The organism is Acinetobacter terrestris, from assembly GCF_004331155.1.
Lineage (GTDB): Bacteria > Pseudomonadota > Gammaproteobacteria > Pseudomonadales > Moraxellaceae > Acinetobacter > Acinetobacter terrestris.
On sequence record NZ_SJNZ01000004.1, the window covers coordinates 124,706 to 143,803 of the forward strand.

Annotated in this window: 20 protein-coding genes and 1 pseudogene; 8 read left to right on the forward strand and 13 right to left on the reverse strand. The window is 42.1% G+C overall.

What is annotated here, in order from left to right; all coding sequences use genetic code 11:
* Positions 1-24 precede the first annotated feature (24 nt).
* Together lptG and lptF are read right to left on the reverse strand one after the other, a co-directional pair.
* Positions 25-1,095, reverse strand: a complete 1,071-nt coding sequence (gene lptG, locus E0H81_RS03940) for an LPS export ABC transporter permease LptG (protein ID WP_131316698.1) — start codon at positions 1,093-1,095, stop codon at positions 25-27.
* Between the two features lies 1 nt (position 1,096).
* Entirely contained in the window at positions 1,097-2,197 is a 1,101-nt protein-coding gene (gene lptF, locus E0H81_RS03945) for an LPS export ABC transporter permease LptF (RefSeq protein WP_131316700.1), read from the reverse strand.
* A gap of 159 nt (positions 2,198-2,356) precedes the next feature.
* Here lptF and E0H81_RS03950 point away from each other — a divergent pair, with 159 nt between their 5' ends.
* The 4 genes from E0H81_RS03950 (at position 2,357) to E0H81_RS03965 (ending at position 5,226) form a co-directional block, all read left to right on the forward strand.
* Positions 2,357-3,805, forward strand: a complete 1,449-nt coding sequence (locus E0H81_RS03950; RefSeq protein WP_131316702.1) for a leucyl aminopeptidase — start codon at positions 2,357-2,359, stop codon at positions 3,803-3,805.
* Positions 3,798-4,205, forward strand: a complete 408-nt coding sequence (locus E0H81_RS03955) for a DNA polymerase III subunit chi (RefSeq protein WP_131267973.1) — start codon at positions 3,798-3,800, stop codon at positions 4,203-4,205. The genes E0H81_RS03950 and E0H81_RS03955 overlap by 8 nt, the downstream gene beginning before the upstream one ends.
* Before the next feature lie 28 nt (positions 4,206-4,233).
* Positions 4,234-4,866 (forward strand): cell division protein BlhA, encoded by a 633-nt coding sequence (blhA, locus tag E0H81_RS03960; RefSeq protein ID WP_131267974.1) that lies wholly within the window; start codon positions 4,234-4,236, stop codon positions 4,864-4,866.
* 108 nt (positions 4,867-4,974) lie between these two features.
* The gene (locus tag E0H81_RS03965; protein WP_378235532.1) at positions 4,975-5,226 is read left to right on the forward strand and encodes a hypothetical protein; all 252 of its coding nucleotides are present in this window, start codon (positions 4,975-4,977) and stop codon (positions 5,224-5,226) included.
* Between the two features lie 111 nt (positions 5,227-5,337).
* On the opposite strand, the gene E0H81_RS03970 is transcribed toward E0H81_RS03965, so the two are convergent.
* From E0H81_RS03970 to glnK, 7 genes are all read right to left on the reverse strand, one after another.
* The gene (locus tag E0H81_RS03970; RefSeq protein WP_131316704.1) at positions 5,338-5,883 is read right to left on the reverse strand and encodes a VTT domain-containing protein; all 546 of its coding nucleotides are present in this window, start codon (positions 5,881-5,883) and stop codon (positions 5,338-5,340) included.
* A 111-nt stretch (positions 5,884-5,994) separates the two neighbouring features.
* Positions 5,995-6,654, reverse strand: coding sequence for a riboflavin synthase (locus E0H81_RS03975; protein ID WP_131316706.1), 660 nt, complete (start codon positions 6,652-6,654; stop codon positions 5,995-5,997).
* A gap of 27 nt (positions 6,655-6,681) precedes the next feature.
* The gene (locus tag E0H81_RS03980) at positions 6,682-7,974 is read right to left on the reverse strand and encodes a DNA adenine methylase (RefSeq protein ID WP_131267978.1); all 1,293 of its coding nucleotides are present in this window, start codon (positions 7,972-7,974) and stop codon (positions 6,682-6,684) included.
* Complete coding sequence (gene ribD, locus E0H81_RS03985; RefSeq protein WP_131316708.1) at positions 7,971-9,074, reverse strand: bifunctional diaminohydroxyphosphoribosylaminopyrimidine deaminase/5-amino-6-(5-phosphoribosylamino)uracil reductase RibD; 1,104 nt, start codon at positions 9,072-9,074, stop codon at positions 7,971-7,973. Before ribD ends, E0H81_RS03980 begins: the two co-directional genes overlap by 4 nt.
* Before the next feature lie 12 nt (positions 9,075-9,086).
* The gene (gene nrdR, locus E0H81_RS03990; RefSeq protein ID WP_067722460.1) at positions 9,087-9,545 is read right to left on the reverse strand and encodes a transcriptional regulator NrdR; all 459 of its coding nucleotides are present in this window, start codon (positions 9,543-9,545) and stop codon (positions 9,087-9,089) included.
* 138 nt (positions 9,546-9,683) lie between these two features.
* Positions 9,684-11,087 (reverse strand): ammonium transporter, encoded by a 1,404-nt coding sequence (locus E0H81_RS03995; RefSeq protein ID WP_131316710.1) that lies wholly within the window; start codon positions 11,085-11,087, stop codon positions 9,684-9,686.
* Positions 11,088-11,147: 60 nt separating this feature from the next.
* The gene (glnK, locus tag E0H81_RS04000) at positions 11,148-11,486 is read right to left on the reverse strand and encodes a P-II family nitrogen regulator (RefSeq protein WP_067722465.1); all 339 of its coding nucleotides are present in this window, start codon (positions 11,484-11,486) and stop codon (positions 11,148-11,150) included.
* A gap of 278 nt (positions 11,487-11,764) precedes the next feature.
* Here glnK and E0H81_RS04005 point away from each other — a divergent pair, with 278 nt between their 5' ends.
* The 3 genes and pseudogenes from E0H81_RS04005 (at position 11,765) to E0H81_RS04015 (ending at position 14,064) form a co-directional block, all read left to right on the forward strand.
* On the forward strand, positions 11,765-11,992 hold the full coding sequence (locus E0H81_RS04005; protein WP_131267982.1) for an accessory factor UbiK family protein: 228 nt from the start codon (positions 11,765-11,767) through the stop codon (positions 11,990-11,992).
* Positions 11,993-12,059: 67 nt separating this feature from the next.
* Positions 12,060-13,547 carry a YifB family Mg chelatase-like AAA ATPase gene (locus E0H81_RS04010; RefSeq protein ID WP_131316712.1) on the forward strand — a complete coding sequence of 496 codons (1,488 nt, stop codon included), beginning with the start codon at positions 12,060-12,062 and terminating at the stop codon, positions 13,545-13,547.
* 6 nt (positions 13,548-13,553) lie between these two features.
* A pseudogene (locus tag E0H81_RS04015) lies at positions 13,554-14,064 on the forward strand (GNAT family N-acetyltransferase).
* A gap of 60 nt (positions 14,065-14,124) precedes the next feature.
* Here the strand turns inward: E0H81_RS04015 and E0H81_RS04020 are convergent.
* Both E0H81_RS04020 and E0H81_RS04025 read right to left on the reverse strand, forming a co-directional pair.
* Positions 14,125-14,874: a TorF family putative porin gene (locus E0H81_RS04020; RefSeq protein ID WP_131316714.1), complete on the reverse strand. Its 750-nt coding sequence runs from the start codon at positions 14,872-14,874 to the stop codon at positions 14,125-14,127.
* A 380-nt stretch (positions 14,875-15,254) separates the two neighbouring features.
* Positions 15,255-16,025, reverse strand: a complete 771-nt coding sequence (locus E0H81_RS04025; RefSeq protein ID WP_131316716.1) for a TorF family putative porin — start codon at positions 16,023-16,025, stop codon at positions 15,255-15,257.
* Between the two features lie 593 nt (positions 16,026-16,618).
* Here E0H81_RS04025 and E0H81_RS04030 point away from each other — a divergent pair.
* Positions 16,619-17,917, forward strand: coding sequence for an OprD family outer membrane porin (locus E0H81_RS04030; protein ID WP_131316718.1), 1,299 nt, complete (start codon positions 16,619-16,621; stop codon positions 17,915-17,917).
* Positions 17,918-18,012: 95 nt separating this feature from the next.
* Here E0H81_RS04030 and ppa read toward each other — a convergent pair whose 3' ends face one another.
* A complete protein-coding gene (gene ppa, locus E0H81_RS04035; protein WP_131267988.1) occupies positions 18,013-18,543 on the reverse strand; it encodes an inorganic diphosphatase in 531 nt (176 codons plus the stop codon).
* A gap of 128 nt (positions 18,544-18,671) precedes the next feature.
* Positions 18,672-19,070 carry an MAPEG family protein gene (locus E0H81_RS04040; protein WP_131316720.1) on the reverse strand — a complete coding sequence of 133 codons (399 nt, stop codon included), beginning with the start codon at positions 19,068-19,070 and terminating at the stop codon, positions 18,672-18,674.
* Positions 19,071-19,098: the final 28 nt, after the last annotated feature.

A 19,098-nucleotide genomic window follows, 5' to 3' on the forward strand; every position in this document is an offset into this window, starting at 1 on the left:
TTTTTATCACTATCTATTCAACAGTTAACGTGCGCGTCGCAACAGATAACCGCCTACCATAATCATGAAAATAATCGGTACAAATACGAACCATGCCGGTGAAGGTGAATACACCAAGCTTGCATAGCCCAAGAAATCTTGCAGATAGAAGAATCCCAAGCCAATAAATAAGGCGATGACCAAACGGAAACCCATCGACTGTTGACGCAAGGGACCAAAAATAAAGGAACACGCAATCAGCACCAAGGCAATGAGTGCAAATGGCGAACCGACTTTTTGCCAAAAGGCCAGCTTATAGGTTTTTGGCACTTGGCTGTATTCATGCATATAACTCATAAAGCTCACCAATTGACTTGGCGATAAATCTTCAGGGTCAATCGTAACCATATGCACATATTTCGGTTGCAAGGCTAAAGCCAGAGGCAGCTGATCAGTTTTTACCAAGGTTGAATTCCCTTGCGGCAAAATATCCATTTGCGCAGCACTTTTTAGGTTCCAATCCCCATCTTTAACGAACTGGCCTTGCTCGGCATTTAAAACACCTTTCAAGTGATAACTGTCATCGAAGTCGACCACCTGGACATGTTTCAGTTGCCCTTTGGCATTGGCATAATCGATGTAGATAAAGCGCTGCCCTTCACGGGTCCAGTAGCCATTGACTTCACCCAAGGAGCTGACACTGCGATGATCTTTTACGCTCTTGGCCTGCTCATTGGTATATGGAATCACCCATTCGCTAAGCACAAAGGATAACACCACCAAAATCAGCGCCGAGCGAACCACCCAGCCGACAATCCGCCATAAGCTAATACCGATTGAACGCATCACCACCAATTCACTATTGGATGCTAAGGTCCCTAAACCGAGAACCGCGCCAATCAGGGCAGCAATCGGTAAAATTTCATAGAGATAGTTGGGTGCACTCCATAACACATATTGCAATGCCCGCCATGCATTATAGGTTTCATTCAACGAACCCAGTTCGCCCAGATAGGTAAATAAAACTTGCAGAACCGATAAGATAACCGTTGCACCCAGCATGGCTAAGGCCGTGGTTTTGGTCACATGTTTGGCAATGATTCGACGTGCTAACATTTTAAGACCTCACCTGCTGAATTCGTTTCTTGATTTTGGGCGCAAGCTTTTGTTTTCGGGAGAACAAGGCTCCAGCAATGCCATACACGAGCAAGACCAAAGGATATGCCCAAATTCCTAGCTCATCTTTACTAACACGGGTTTTTACTGCCATCATGGCCACAATCAAACTGGCGAAAATCAGCAAAGCCGGGAATAGTTTCAAATAGCGCCCTTGTCGAGGGCTTACTTCTGAAAGTGCAATCGCCAAGATTAAAGCTGCCACCACTGAAAATGGCACGAAGATCCGCCAGCCCAGTTCACTCGCCACCACCGGATCATCACGATTGCTCCATAGCTTGCCAATCGGCAATGCTTCGACTTCGGCACTTTCAAATTTGGCTTCGGCATCACTTTCTAGACGTAAACGATAGGATTGAAACTCTGCTTGGGTATATTTTGGATTGCCGGGGAAAATTTCATAACGGCGCCCTTCAGTTAAATCGACAATACTGGCGGTTTCATTGGCAACTTCTACACGCGTTGCTTCCTTGGCCAGAATCATCACATCCGGTTTACCCGGTTTTTCCGCACGCTGATAAAAAAATACATCTTTCAGGTTACGGCGGTCTTCTGACAGGTCTCCGGCATAAATGGTATAGGGACCGGAAGAAATAAACTCTTTGGGACGGACCAAATCGAAACCGGTTCGAACTGCCTGATTGGTGGTCAGCTGTTCAAACTGGCGAATCCCCCACGGCGACATCCACACCATAAGCACGGTTTGCACCGCCAGAAAAACCACGGTCAGCGGAATCAGTAAGCGGCCCAGCTGATGCCGACTAACACCGCTGCCGTTCATGACGGCCATTTCGTGGTCGACATAGAGACGGCCAAACACCAGCATCAAACCGATAAAAAAGCCGAGTGGAAGAATCAGGGTCAAAAATTCTGGCAGTCGGTAACCAATAATACTGAACAAAATACTGACATCTAAACGGCCTTGTGCCGCTACGCCAAAGTACTTGATCAGTCGACCACCCATCATGATCAAGGTAAGCAAGGCAATCACAACCAAGGATGTAGACACCACTTGCTTGACCAGATAACGCCGAATAATCAAATTAAATCTTCCAAAAAAGAGGCTAATAAAAACTAGCGCTAGTTTACCCGAATGGTGAAAATATAAAACCTATACTGTTGTTGCGCATTGAAACTCTATTCATAGAAATGTTTCAATGGTTTAATGGTTTGCAAACTTTCAAAGGCATGAATACAGAACATGAAACTGACAATTAATACGTCATTCCAAGAGAATGCATCTAGCCCCTATTTGTTGATATTAGTTGATTCTGAGCAGCTTCAAAAGGCAGCGACTGCTTATGAAATCAATGATTTAAATAGTTTAGTAGAAGCCGCACAATTCAAAGCGGGTCTAAGCGAATCTTTGCCTCTTATCGGAAAAGTGGCAGCATGTAGCAATAGTGCCCTCATTGGGATCGATAAGGCAGCTGAAATTCAACCGGCTAAATTAGCAAAAATCGCACAAACCATTATCAAAGCGTCACAAAAAAAATTCAAACAGATCAGCATTGATATTTCTGCCTTAGCAGCTGAACATCATTATTTATTTGCTTTGGCTTTAACTCAGGCCAGTTATGCTTTTGATGAATACAAATCGAAGAAAAATCAATTCATCCTTGAACAAATACATCTGATTGCCAGCGATAGCAGTTTAAATCCACAGCAGCTCAGCCTGATTCACGCCGTGCAATCGGGTCAAAGCTTGGCACGTGATTTAGGCAACCGCCCGGGCAACATCTGTTTCCCGGAATATCTGGCGGAGCAGGCACAAGCATTGGCGGCTGAATATCCGGATCTATTAAAAGTGACCGTTCTGGATGAACAGCAAATGGCTGACCTTGGCATGGGTGCTTTTCTGGCAGTCAGCAAAGGTTCGGATCGTCCGGGACGCATCATTACCATGGAATACCAGGCCAATACCGAACAGGCACCTGTGGTACTTGTGGGTAAAGGCGTGACTTTTGATACCGGCGGCATTTCACTCAAACCGGGTGCAGGTATGGATGAAATGAAATTTGACATGTGTGGTGCAGCGTCTGTACTCGGTACCATGCGCGCGCTGTGTGAATCGAAACTGTCCATTCATGTCGTCGGTGCCATTGCTGCGGCTGAAAATATGCCTTCAGGTCATGCAACCCGTCCGGGTGATATCGTCACCACCATGAGCGGTCAAACGGTTGAAATTTTAAATACCGATGCGGAAGGCCGCTTGGTGTTATGCGATACCCTGACTTATATTAAACGTTTTAACCCTGCCTTGGTGATTGATATTGCAACCTTGACCGGTGCATGTGTGGTGGCTTTAGGTTCGGTTCTAACGGGTATGTTCACACCGGATGATGAACTGGCTGCAGAAATCAATGCTGCGGGTCAAACTTCATTTGACCGTGTATGGCGCATGCCAGTACTTGAAGATTATCAAGAACAGTTGGATTCTCCATTTGCCGACATTGCCAATATTGGCGGCCCTAAAGCCGGCTCGGTGACTGCAGCTTGTTTCTTGCAACGCTTCACCCGTGAATACCGCTGGGCACATTTAGACATTGCTGGCACCGCATGGAACTCAGGCACAGCGAAAGGTGCAACCGGTCGCCCTGTTCCATTACTGGTTCAATTCTTGGCGAACCGCGTGCAGTCGAATGGCTAAAGTTAGCTTTTATCTGTTTGAAAAAAGTCCTGAACGGCAAGTGGAAAGCACTTGCCGTTTATGCCGCAAGATTCTGAAACAGCCTGAACATATCTGGTTATATTGTTCAGACCCGGAATTGCAACAGCAGCTCGATGAACGATTGTGGAGTTTTGATCCCAGCAGTTTTATTCCGCATGGGATTGATCAGGAACATGCCACAATTTGTATTTCAGCCAGGCTGCCAGAACAATCTGACTGGATTGTGTTTAATTTTAACAATCAAGCCCTTGAACAGATTGATAAATTTAGTCACATTATAGAAATCATCGAAAATAACGAATCGGCAAAACAACTGGGTCGCGAAAAATTTAAACAATATCGACGTTTAGGTATTGAACCGCGAACTTTCAAGCTTTAGCCGGTCAATTGCATTAAGGAGATACGGGGTGGCATTAAATGTCGGTCAAGATTTTAAACAGCGCTGGTTAAATGTGCCTGAGGCTGTTCGTCAGGCATTTATTGATGACCTACACCGCGTCTGCAATGTGCTGAAACCTGAAACCAATATTCAAAAGTGGTTGGAAAAGGATAAAGAAGCACAACAGCTCTCTTATGAAAAAATTGAACGCGCTTATATCGAACGTAAGGCACAATTGATTGAAGAAGCCCGTCTTCGCAAGCAACGTGCTTTAGAGCAGTCACTGGATAAGAAACGTGCTGAACAGGCCGCCTATGCTCAAGCCTTGCAATTAGATGAAGCCCGACAATTTGCCGAACAGACCCAAACCCTGGCCTTTATCCGTCAAACTTTAGATCATGAAACCCATGTTTATACAGCGCGTTATCATAAAAATCCTGAAGGCTCAGCATTGAATTTTTCCAAAGGCATGCTGTCGATTCCTGACACTGCAATGCTCTCGGAACTGGAAAGCGTGCGTTTACGTCTGGAGTTAGAAGCTGAGACCCTCATTGAACAGGCAGTGACGGTATTTCGTGCCAAGTTACATCAAGCCAGCCAAGAAGAAATTGACTATATTTTGAAAAACTCTGATTTATCAACAGAGAAACCAAAGCACTAATTTCTTATCGCTATTGATCTAGGCTATTTTTCTACTGTCATATAAATGACATGTTTATGTCACAAGATAGTCATGTTTTTAAATCTATTTAAAAACATGACTATTGAAATGCTTAAACATCATCTTATTCAGGAAGAAAAAATGGATATCTTGAACCAAATTTCCACTCAAATTGCGGCACTGGATTCGGGTGAAAAATGGAGTGTATCTGCTCAAGATTTATGGATTAGCCATGCCGACTTCCACTCAGTTTCAATTTATATTTCCCGAGAAGCTGAAAAAGGACTATTTTCTGTTTCTACTCCAGTGGCATTAAACTCTTGGGTTGCCAGCACATCTGTCACGATTACCAAACACTGAAATAGATCAATCAAAACAGTCCACTTCGGTGGGCTATTGTTATTTTAATACATACTTTGAATTTTTTTATTCAATTCAAACGAATTCAAATCCGGCCTAAATCATTAAAAACTAAATTAAATCTACGGCAAGTCCCAGCATATTACCGACACCATAGCCCATAGCTAATAACAAGCTAATCCAGATCAGCCCGCCGACGATGTTATAAAGCATAAAACTGAAAATATTCATGTGCCCCGCCCCTGCAGCAAAAGGTGCAAATGAACGAACAAACGGCACAAAGCGTGCAACCAGAATGGTTTTTCCACCATGTTTGGTAAAATAATGATTGGTTTTAACAATATATGCAGGTTTCAAAAACCGTGAATGTTCATGAAAAAATTTAAATCCCAACACCTGACCAGTATAATAATTGACGATATAGCCCAATACAGAAGCACTAAAAAGTAATAGCCCCATATAGTGTAAATGGATCACATCGGTGGTTGAACATAGTGCGCCAATGGCAATTAACAGACTGTCCCCTGGCAAGAAGAACATGAACACAGAACCAGTTTCTGCAAAAATGATCAGAAATAAAATAGCGTAAATCCACAAGCCATAATTGTCTAGCAATGCAGGTAACCATTGTTCAATATGCATTAAAAAATCAAGCATTTGCACCTACCCACTTGCACTTTATTATTTGCATAAATTACTAAAAACCATAAATAAAAATAAAAAAACAGCCTAATTTTTCAACCAGACTGTTTTCTATTCTATGGACTTTTACTTCAAGAAGCCATTTTCTGCCAGAAATGCCATACTTAATTTGGATTGTTCTTTGGTTTCAGCCGCCTTATCACCCAGCATTAAACGCTCGATATAACGTGCTAAAACGTCGACTTCCAGATTCACTTTGGCACCGGTTTTCCATGTGCCAATATTGGTTCTTTCAGCCGTATGGGGAATCAAATTCAGGCTAATCACATTACCGCGCAGGTGGTTAATGGTCAGGCTAATCCCATCAACAGTCACCGAACCTTTTTCAGCCAAATATTTTGCAATCTCAGCAGGTGCAGTCACTTCATAATAGATGGAGCGGGCATCTTCACGCACAACGGTAATTTCACCCACAGCATCGACATGACCACTGACAATATGACCGCCAAAACGTGTGGTTGGCAGCATGGCTTTTTCCACGTTCACGCGCTGACCCACTTTCCAGCTGCCCAAGGTGGTGCGGTTTAAACTTTCACGCGACACATCGGCCGCATACCAGTTTTCGCCCCATTCAATCACAGTGAGGCAAATTCCGTTGGTGGCAATTGAATCGCCTAAATGAACATCTGACATGTCGAGATGGGTACCAATACGCAAACGGACATCACCGCCCACGCTTTGTAAACTTTCCACTTTGCCTAGACTTTCAATAATGCCTGTAAACATAACGTGTTCTCTATTTATAGCTTTGTTTTACCACAATGCCAGTTGCGTACTCACACCGGTGGTATCGACACCACCCAGTTCAGCAAAATGATACAACTGACCCAAGAGTTGGCGCAGCGGTGGACCAGATTTGGCATGGGTATCGGTAATCACAATAAACTCTAATACACGTGCGCGTTCTGACTGGCGTTGCTTGCTGACCCGGTAACGTGGCACATCTTGTGTTAACAGAGTCACACGACCACGTTTTAAATTCGCTTGCAGCAAATCACCGGCTTCAATATTACCATCGGTAGAATAACTGGTCAGAATATAACGCGCATTAATTGTCGCAACCAATTTCTCATAGGCTTCTTTGGCATGCTTGGAAGAGTTGTACTGACTTGGACGCTCTTTACGCCATGCACGGTCAATCCCGCTCTTGTAGCCTTTGGTATCTGGAGTTGGTAAATCAGCCTGATCCCACAAGGTTAAAGCATTCAGTACATGATAGTTACTACCATAGGCATGCTGGTTATACGGTGGATCAAGATAAGCTACATCTACTTCAAAACTGCTCATTTGATTGGCAAGATGCTGAGCATCGACACACCACATTTCTGCTGCCGGTTTTTTTGGTTCGCCAATGGCACAGAAACGACTCGGTGTCAGCCAGAGTAATGATTCAATTCGTTCCAAAGCGGTTTGGGTTTTACCACCCCAACCATGATGGAAACTTTTGAATACCCCACTGGTATTGCTGACAAAACTTGCGGAATAAAGTAGAGGTGCGAGCAATGCCGACATCTCGACATCATCAATTGCGCCTTGAGCCTGCCAAGTGGCGATTTGCTGACGAATCGCGTCGATACGCATGCCATTACGGCGTTTAAAGAATAAACGATCACGAGCCGGATCATAAATTTCATCATTACGCGGACACAAATTATGCGTGACCCAACCTTTGACTTCCGGCAAACGATTCAGGTAATCAATAGCTTTTTGATAACCACCCAATTCTTTAAATGCCGGTGCTTCTGTGCAGGATAAAATTGCACTATTTAAAGCATGGCTATAGGGTTCCCAGTCATTGGCAATCACGCGATAACCATTTTGCCGCGCCAGACGTGAAACTACACCGGAGCCTGCAAAAAAGTCAGCGAAAATTGGGGCACGACCATTTTTGCTATTTAATGTTCCCGTGCTCTCAAGTGCTTCCAAAATCAGATGCAGTAAACGACGCTTGTTGCCTAAATACGGAACAAGCTGATTGAAAAGATATTCGTCTGTGGTACGTGCTGAATGACGACGTTTATGATAAACCGAAGACTCTGAATTCATACTGTCTCTTGAGAAGGGATTAACCTTAAGCGCACATCATCCCCCAATTGGGTGACCTGCATGAGCTTAAATCGAAGTTGCTCTGCCATACGGCTAAATTCCGCACTAAACATTGCACGTGCTGCTTGACCTAAAAATGTCGGTGCAACATAGCTGATCAATTCATCGACTAACTGTTGTTGTAAAAAGGCAGTCGATAATATTGCCCCCGCTTCCACCAGCACATCGTAAATTTGATGCTGTGTAGACAGGGTGTGTAGCAAGTCTTTTAAAGGTTGTACTACAAATTGTAGCACGCCTAAATCAGCAAGTTCCTGACGAAACGGTCCCATGACCATGACCGTATCGGGTTGCTGGAGTATTTTTGCATGAAGTGGTAAACGTCCCTGACGATCGAGCACCAGACGTTTCGGCTGAACAATAGTCGTGATATCGTCAATGCCATTGAGCTGACGTACATTAAGCTGACAGTCGTCTGCAAGTACCGTTTCAATCCCGGTAATCACCACACCAGAAATGGCGCGCCAATGCTGCACATCCTGACGGGCTTCAGGTCCGGTAATCCATTTCGATTCCCCAGATGCCATGGCTGTACGGCCATCCAGGCTTGAGGCAATTTTTAAACGTACATAGGGCATGCCGGTTGCCATGGCTTTAAGAAAGCCAAGATTAAGTTTTTCAGCGTCTGGTTGGCAAATGCCGACTTCAACTTCAATACCGGCATCTTTTAGAATTTGTACACCCTTGCCTGCCACCAACGGGTTTGGATCAGGACAAGCGACAATGACTTTAGCCACCCCTGCTTCGACTAAACCTTTGGCACAAGGCGGTGTACGACCATAATGCGCACAAGGTTCTAAAGTCACATAAGCGGTTGCGCCTTTGGCTTGATCTGCCGCCTGACGCATGGCAAAGACTTCCGCATGCGGTTGTCCTGCTTGAGGATGAAAGCCTTCGCCGACCAGCTGACCATCTTTAATGATGACACAGCCGACATTGGGATTGGGTTTGGTGGAGTATTGTCCAAGTTGCGCTAATTCAATCGCACGTTGCATCCACAGCTGATCTTGCTGAATGGGATCTTGGCTTAACTTAGACATCTTCAAACTCTTTTAGTGTTCACGGTGTTGCATTTGTTCAATTTGACGTCGAAAAGCTTCTACATCCTGAAAGTCTTGATATACCGAGGCAAAACGCACATAAGCCACATGATCAAGGGCAAACAAGGATTGCATGACAATTTCACCAATCATGCGTGATTTCACATCACGTTCACCCAGGCGACGAATTTGTAATTGGATATCGCTCAGGACAGTTTCAATCTGCTCTTGTGTGACCGGTCTTTTTTGTAAAGCATGCATCAGTGAACGGCGCATTTTCGCTTCATCAAAAGGTTCGCTCTTGCCGTCAGATTTAATCACCCGTGGCATCACCACTTCATAGGTTTCAAAGGTGGTAAATCGTTCTCCGCAGCTGATACATTCACGACGTCGACGAATTTGACAGCCTTCAGCAGCCAAACGCGAATCGATAACTTTACTATCTGCGGCGTTGCAAAATGGACAATGCATAGCGGTTTAATTGAACAAATCAAATCGGATTTAGAGTGTAGCAAAAATTCTGCTCTTTGTAGAGGCTTACGCAAGATATGGAAAAAAAACAGCCCTTCCGGGCTGTTTTACACAATATATTGATTATTGGTTTTTATATTATTCTACACGTTCGCCATGTTGACTTAAGTCCAGACCCATACGTTCATCATCCGCTTCAACACGAATACCAATCACCAGGTCAATCACTTTAAGAATAATGAAAGTCACTACACCAGAGTAAGCGATGGTTGCAAGTACACCTTCAATTTGCACCCATAATTGATGCATCATATTTGCAGGAACTTTATCGCCCATGATGAATTCACTTGCGAACACTGCGGTTAAGATTGCACCGACAATACCACCAACGCCATGCAGACCAAAAGCATCTAAAGAGTCATCGGCTTTCAGTGCACGTTTAAGCGCAGTAATACCCCAGAAGCACACGACACCGCCAATTAAGCCCATCGCCATTGCACCGCCTACAGTCACGAAACCAGCTGCAGGGGTAATCACGACTAGACCAGCAACCGCACCAGATGCGCCGCCCAATACAGAAGCTTTACCACGAACCACTTTTTCAGTAATTAACCATGCAATTGCTGCGGCCGCCGCTGCAACTTGAGTAACCACCAATGCATAGCCCGCAGAACCATTGGCACCGAGTGCAGAACCACCGTTGAAACCGAACCAACCCACCCAGATCAGGCTAGCACCAATCACGGTTAAAGCCAGGTTATGTGGCGCCATTGATTCACGGCCCAAACCCATACGTTTGCCAAGCATGTATGCAGCAACCAGACCTGCGACACCCGAGTTAATGTGAACGACCGTACCACCGGCAAAATCCAGCGCACCGTCGTTACCTAACCAGCCGCCACCCCATACCCAGTGGGTAATTGGCGCGTAAACCACAATGCTCCAAATGGTAATGAATGCAACGAAAGCGCTGAATTTCATACGTTCTGCAATCGAACCGGTAATGATGGCTACGGTAATGATGGCGAAAGTCATTTGGAAAATAACAAACAGAATTTCAGGAATTGTTCCGGTTAAGGCATCTGTGGTAATGCCGGACAACATGACTTTATCCAAGCCACCAATGAAGGCATTTCCTTCACCAAAAGCAAGGGTATAACCGATCACCACCCAGGTAATACTAACGATTGCCGCTGCAACAAAGCTATGCGCCATTGTGCCGAGGACATTTTTCTTGCGAACCATACCACCGTAGAATAGTGCCAGACCTGGAATGGTCATTAGCAAAACCAGTGCTGTAGACACTAAAATCCATGCAGTATCACCTGTATCTAATTTTACTTCTTCTTCGACAGGTGCGGCTGTTGCTTCAGCTGGAGCAGGCGCTACAGCTAATTCAGAATTTGTTAACGATGCATCAGCAGTTTCAACCACTGTGACATCTTCAGAAGCAGTGGATGTTGTTACGGCTTCTTCAGCCCATGCAACAGAACCACCTAAAAGTGCGCCAGACAAACTCAGCGCAATGAGCATTTTTTTCATTCGTATCCCCCAACCTAGTATTTTTTGAGTTATTAGGTACTCAGCAAACTTCGTGCCAAATTAGACAGCGTCTGCACCTGTTTCACCGGTACGAATACGGATGACTTGTTCTAAATTAGTCACGAAAATTTTACCGTCACCAATTTTTCCTGTGCTTGCAACACGGGTAATCGATTCAATGACTGAATCCACCATGTCATCGCTAATTGCGATTTCAATTTTTACTTTAGGCAAGAAATCAACGACATATTCAGCGCCACGATAAAGTTCAGTATGACCTTTTTGACGACCAAAGCCTTTGACTTCAGTTACGGTGATCCCTTGAACACCAATGTCAGAGAGTGCTTCACGCACGTCATCTAATTTAAAGGGTTTTACAATTGCAGTTACGAGCTTCATGTTTGTTTTCCTTCGGCTTCTTTCACCAGTAAGGTTTTATGTTCAAATTTCGTGCCAAAATTTCTAAGGTTGGGGGAAATAGAGAGTTTCGACACGAGTTTTCTTTATAACCTATTTTATACTTTTAAACGTAGTCCATTCTTTAAAAAAGAGACATTTTTACTATAAAATTTACGATTTTACTCATCGAACAAAACTATATCTGATCGATGGGGGCTATGGTGCAGGTTTGAGCAATGCTACACTGCTGCTACTTCTGCACCCTTAGGGAATCCACAATGATCGAAACTTTATTACAAGCAATCATGGAACAAATAGACCAGCCCAAAAAAGATATTGAACATAATTTGCGTGCCTTACTCAATGAAGCTGTTTCCAAGATGGATCTGGTTTCAAAAGATGAAATTGAACGTCAGCGTACTGCGCTAAATAATGCCAATTTACGCTTGAATGAACTGCTTAAACAAGTTGAAGCATTAGAAATTAAAATTAAGAACAATAAATAAGCACTTTTTTGGTGCACTAAAAGACACAAAACGAATAAAAATAACGCACTATAACGGAACAACAATAATGTCTTTTGCTAAAATTTACACTCGAGGTCTGCTTGGACTTCATGCGCCTTTAATTGAGGTGGAAGTTCATGTCAGTCAGGGTCTGCCCTCTTTAACCATTGTCGGGCTGCCTGAAGCGGCAGTTCGCGAAAGTAAAGACCGTGTTCGCTCGGCCATTATCAATAGTGGTTTTCAATTCCCGACTAAACGTCTCACCATCAATTTAGCGCCGGCAGACTTGCCCAAAGATGGCTCACGTCTCGATTTACCAATTGCTTTAGGGATTCTTATTGCCTCCGGACAAATACCTGAAAATGTTACAGATAATCTGGAGTTTATAGGTGAACTGGCTTTGGATGGGCAACTTCGTCCCATCACCGGTATTTTGAGTATTGCGATTGCTTGCCAGCAGTTAGGACATCAACTGATTTTACCAGAACAAAATGCCGAGCAAGCTTCACAACTGCCTCATTTTGAAGTTTTTGCAGCCAAGCATTTAAAAGATGTCTGTGATCATCTTTCTCATCAGCAGCCGATTCAGCAATATCAAGCCAGTCACTCTGCTGCACCCAATCAGTACAAATTCGATTTGGCTGATGTCAAAGGTCAACTCCGTCCACGCCGTGCTTTGGAAATTGCCGCAGCAGGCGGGCATTCTTTATTGTTTAAAGGTCCGCCGGGTACAGGAAAAACACTACTCGCATCACGACTTGCCAGTATTTTGCCGCCTTTAGATGCACAGGAAAATCTGCAAGTTGCCAGTATTTATTCGGTTTCAAATACCTCGCATCCCTTTGGACAGCGCCCTTTTCGCGCACCGCATCATACTGCTTCAGCGGTCGCTTTAGTTGGCGGCGGTTCTCATCCTAAACCCGGTGAAATCACTTTGGCCCATTTAGGGGTTTTATTTTTAGATGAACTGCCTGAATTCGATCGCAAAGTATTAGAAGTCTTACGGCAACCCTTGGAATCTAAAGAAATTGTGATTTCTCGTGCTTCACGACAAATCACTTTCCCTGCAAACTTTCAGCTGATTGCCGCAATGAATCCCTGCCCGTGCGGTTATGCTTTTAATCAGGATATTCGTTGCCAATGTTCTGCGGATGCGATTAAGCGTTATCAGAACCGTATTTCAGGTCCACTGCTCGATCGTATTGATCTGCATCTGGATGTACCGCCATTACAAGTACATGAATTGCAAGATACAACGCCGGTTGAAAACTCACAGACTGTGCGTGAGCGCGTGATTCAAGCCTACAACTTTCAAATCCATCGACAGCAATGTCTGAATCACGCTTTAAGCCCCAAACAGCTTGAGCAATTTGCCCCACTAGATTTGCAGGCACAGAAAATCATGGAAATGGCACAGCAGCGCTTAAATTTGTCTGCCCGTGCCTATCATCGGGTATTACGTGTGGCGCGAAGTATTGCAGATTTATCGCAACATTCGGAAATCCAAAGCCAGCATTTAACCGAAGCATTGTCCTATCGGGCACAACAGGGCTAATTTAAGATGCATAACTTAGTTATCCGTAGCGACAACCTTGCTGATCATGCGGCGATTTCAGATGTCATCGAACAGGCATTTAAAAATCAGCAATATTCAAGTCATACTGAACAATACATTGTAGCTGCCTTGAGAGAGGCGGATGCACTGACTCTTTCTTTGGTGGCTGTTTTAAATCAGCACATTGTGGGACATATTGCTATTTCGCCTATCCAAATTTCTTCAGGTGTACAAGGTTGGTATGGTTTGGAACCGGTTGCAGTTTTACCTGAATGGCAACTGCAAGGAATCGGTTCAGCACTGATCCAATCCCGCATTAAGTCAATTAAAAACGATGGGTGCAAAAGGCTGTATCGTTCTAGGTGATCCGAATTTTTATGCTGAATTTGGTTTTAAAGCAGTGCCTGAACTCATTTTAGAAAATGTGCCTGCTGAATATTTTCAAGCTTTATCTTTTGATGGAAAATTTCCACAGGGAAGCGTGACTTATCATGGTGCTTTTAATGCGACTTCGTAGCATGATGCTCAAATAAAAAAGCGACTCTAATGAGTCGCCTTTTTATATAATTAATTTAAATTAAAATTCATATTTTAAGCCCAATACAACTTTATTTTTTAAATCCGTTTCGTCACGTAATTTTCCACCAACAATATAGTCCATGTTTACACTTGCACCCGTATCACCCAATGGATGGCTCAGGCCAACGGTAAAATGACGGAAATTGAAATCTTCTTGAGTATCTAAAGTTACGCCCTCATAATCACCGCTATCAGAATAATAATATGCGCCTAAAGAAGTATTTAAAGTAAAGTCCTTCGGTAAGCCATAGCTATAACTCGCTAGAAAATAAGTATCTCCTGCATTTCCCCAAGTCACATCATCCGTAAGCGTTTGAGCAGTAATACCAAAATCCTTATAGTTTAGACCGACCAATGTTTCAAATACATTTGCATCATCAGCTGGATAATAAAGATAATATGTACCACCTAAAGTAAAACCTAAATCTTCAGTGATCGCGCCATTAAAACCTGCGTAAAAATCATGCTCAAAACTTTTATCAGTTTCGGTAGGAAGTTCAGCGTTATAACCTAAAGTTGAACCCCAATATCCTGCATAAAAACCTGAAGAATGGCTATAATCCAAACCGCCTTGAACTGCAGCGTTGTCATTTTCTAAACTTGCTGTATTACCACGTAATACATATTGAGACACCACACCAATGTTACCCGAAACGGTATGTTCCGATGCGGGTGCCTCTTCTGCAAAAGTGAATGTAGATGCTGCGCCTAATATAGCCAGAGATAATGCTTTTAAAGTTAATTTCATTGTTTAATTCCCCCACATCGTGCTACGACGGTTTTTTTGGTTATTTCGATAAACTCAATGAGGTAAAAGCAATTGCTATGCCAATAGAAAAATCAAACATCCGGAAGCGCTCAATATTTAAAATTAAAATCTCCTATTATATTGTTTTCATTGTATTTTAATTCTTTAAAATAATTTTATCTGAAATATCGTTTATTCAATGCTATTGCGAGTTTGTTCAGTATTAAAACTCAATTCAACTTTAGAGTAAGATTCATATTTACTTACATCATGCCTCTTTTTAAGGCTATTTTTTAATCATATTATTTCTTTATGCTCAAAAAAAGTGCACAAATTTAAAGCAATTTATGCACTTTAAAATGATTTTCGTATTTAAAAGCTTAGAAATTAAAATTCAAACCGAAGACAACCTGATCATCAAAATCTGTATCGAAGCGATCCTTTCCACCCACCACATAATCTAAAGATGCTGTAGCATGCGTATTTGCAATTTCTTTACTCACACCCATCCGTGCTTCATTAAAAGCAACATCATTTTTAGTTTCAATAATGTCGTCATCACGGCTACTGTTATAGATGGATGCGCCAACTGATGTATTCAGCATAAAGTTTTGCGGCAAAGCATAACTATAGGCTGCACTTAAATACATATCTCCCGCATTAGCAAAAGAAGCATCAGCAAGCATGACGGAGGCAGCTAAAGTTAAGTCTTTATAAGCCAACTCACCTAATACATCGAATGCTGTGGTTTTACGTTTATCGCCATTGTCCGCATAAACTGTACCTCCATTCTGGTAATAATAGGCAGCTCCTTGAACTTTATAGCGCCAGTTTTGATTAATTTGGTTACCGTACGCCAGATAAAAATCATGTTCAAAACCCTGATCTTTATTCTCATCAGACAGGTCATAACCGAGTGTTGAGCCCCAGTATCCTACGCTAACACCATTTTGAAATGCGTAATCAAGACCTGCCTGTAGCGCAACATCATCATTTTCCACCCCACCCCGGTAAATATATTTATTCACCACGGCAAAATTACCTGTTAATTCTCCCCCTTTTGCTGAAGTTGTATTTTCTTCTGCAAATGCAGGTACTGTGCTGATGAAAAACAATAAAGATAACGCAATTTTATGGGAAGTTAGATGCATTCCTACCTCTGAGAGAATCCGGTCAAGATTCTTTGCCGACGACAAATTTAGCTGCGGATTCTAAAGCTTTTTTATAATATTTGTTCAAAATTATGAGATAAAAATATTTTGCTTCTAATTGAGTTTTGGCTCAGTAGCAACCTTTAACAGTGTAGTGATATCTACTTTTTACTGTCTAAAATTATATGACATTTACATTAAATATAAGGATAAGTTAAATATTTTAAAGAATTGTCTATATTTGATAAAAATCCGTTATCAATACGCTTAACGCTATTCATAATTCTTATTAGACCAAAGTATTAAGAGATGAAATTCGATAAAGCAGAAATAAAAAATCGAATGCTGTTGATTTAGTCTTAATAAAAAATTACATAAATAATCATCTTTTGTTTAAATATATTATTGTTTTAAATAATATTTTAAAAAAATCGACTTTTTTGAACATTTGTTAAATTTAATTTATGAATTCTTATATAAGAAACGTATAACTTTAATGAAATAAAATGAATAAAAAAAAGATTTATTTACTCTACATTACGTATACAATTCCTCCAAATTCTTCTTCCTATTTTGTATAAGGCTTATTCCCAATGCAAAAAACACAAAAATTAACTTTAGCAGTTTTAATTCAAGCTGCCTTAATCTCAACAGCATATGCCAGTGAACAAAGTGAAGCGAAAGGCTTTGTTGAAGATGCTGAAGGATCTGTTTTATTCCGTACCGGTTTTATCAATCGTGATAAAAAAGCACCTGGCAAGAAAGACCAAAGTTCTGCTGCACAATCTGCGATTGTTAAACTTGAGTCTGGTTTTACCCAAGGTGTAGTAGGTTTTGGTGTAAACGCTGTAGGTGATGCTTCGTTTAAATTGGGCGAAAACAAAAATGCGAATAATGGCATGATTCCTAAGCATGCACCGACTGCAGAAAACCCAAATGGTGATGCTTATGACCATTGGGCTCGTGGTGGTGCAAGTGTTAAAGCGCGTGTTTCAAATACGACGGTTGAATATGGTACTCAAGTATTAGATATCCCTGTTCTTGCAAGCAACACTGCCCGTATGGTTCCTGAATATTTCACTGGCGTACTTGCAACAAGCCATGAAATTGAAAATTTGGAAGTAATCGCAGGTAAATTTACTAAAAATCAATACTCTGATCAAATCAATTCAGATGGCAACGAATTAGACCGTGCTGTGGTTTGGGGTGCAAAATATAAATTTAATGATGCTTTAAATGCATCTTACTATGGCCTAGATAGCAAGAATGCTTTAGAACGTCATTATGTAAATGCGAACTACACCCTTCCGTTAGCAGAAAAACGCTCTTTAACTTTAGACTTTAACGGTTATCACACAGAATGGGATAAAGAAGCAGGGACTTATTCTTCACCATTAGGTGATTCAGATGTTGAAGGCCGCAGCAACAACATTTGGTCTTTATCCGGTACTTTGAATCAGGGCGCTCATTCTGTCATGCTTGCTTACCAGCAAAATACTGGCAACACAGGCTATGACTACGGCGAAAATGCTGATGGTGCACAGTCAATTTATGTCGCGAACTCATACCTGTCTGACTTCGTCGGCAACCATGAAAAATCGGCACAAGTTCAATACAACTTGAACTTTGCTGACTACGGCATTCCAGGCTTGAACTGGACCACTGCTTATGTATACGGTTGGGACATTAAGGTTGCAGATCCTGCTCAAGAAGGCAAAGAAAATGAGTTCTTTAACCAAGTGAAATACACGGTTCAAAGCGGTTTTGCCAAAGATGCCAGCCTACGCGTTCGTAACTCAATTTACCGTGCTAATGATGCATACGAAAATGCGTACATTGGCGATACCAACGAATGGCGTTTATTCTTGGATATTCCTGTGAAATTATTTTAATTCACAGTAAGTTCAAGTCATAAAAAAACCTGCACCATGTGCAGGTTTTTTTTGTTTTTAATATTTAACAATAAATGCTGAATATCAAAAATCAATTATGCATTTTTGTAAGCTTCAATTGAGCTAAGCACTTCTTGTTTCGCAACATCAGCACCTTCCCAACCACTTAACTTAACCCATTTTCCTGGCTCTAAGTCTTTGTAGTGCTGGAAGAAATGTTCAATTTGGCTGATCAATAACGGAGGAAGATCTGTATATTCTTTCACGTCTTTGTAAATTGGAGTCAATTTATCATGTGGAACTGCGACCAACTTAGCATCGATCCCACCGTCATCTTCCATGTTCAATTTACCGACAGGACGGCAACGAATCACTGAACCTGGTTCAACTGGGTGTGGTGTTACAACCAATACGTCTAATGGGTCGCCATCTAAAGACAAGGTATTTGGTACATAACCGTAGTTTGCTGGGTAGAACATTGCTGTACCCATGAAACGGTCTACAAATAACGCATCAGAATCTTTGTCGATTTCGTATTTGATTGGTGCTGCATTTGCAGGAATTTCAATAATGACATAGATGTCGTTTGGTGCATCTTTACCCGCTGGGATATTGCTGTAGCTCATAGCATCACTCTTTAACAAGTTAAATCTTATTTAAACCGGCACGATTATAACGGTTTTTGAGAATTAAATAACTTTGTGATTATACATCCGCCACAGCAAAATATGTATTTCCACAGATTGATGCACTCTTAAGTTAATTTAATCACCAGAAGTAATAGGCAAATTGGACAAAGCAAAGACAAGGTCCAAACAATACTACGTAAAGTTGCCCAATTGGCCAAATAGCAAATGCCGTAAACAATACGGAGCACGATATAGGCAATACCGAAGGTCATGATCACGGCTTGAGGAACCACCATATATTCCGCCATTAAAATGGCAGCAATAAACAAGGGTAAACTTTCAAAACTGTTTTGCTGTGCTGCATTGGCACGTGCGGCCAAGCCAGTGGTTTTGGCCAAAAAATCGCGCGGATTTTGGTTATCTCGTCCTTTAAAGCCAGAGGTTTTTTTTGCAATCATTGTAAAAACGTAAGGCAATAAACATGCAATTAAGATGAGATAGATTATTCCGCTTATGTTTTGCATCTCATTTTTCTCATTAAGATTTTCTGCC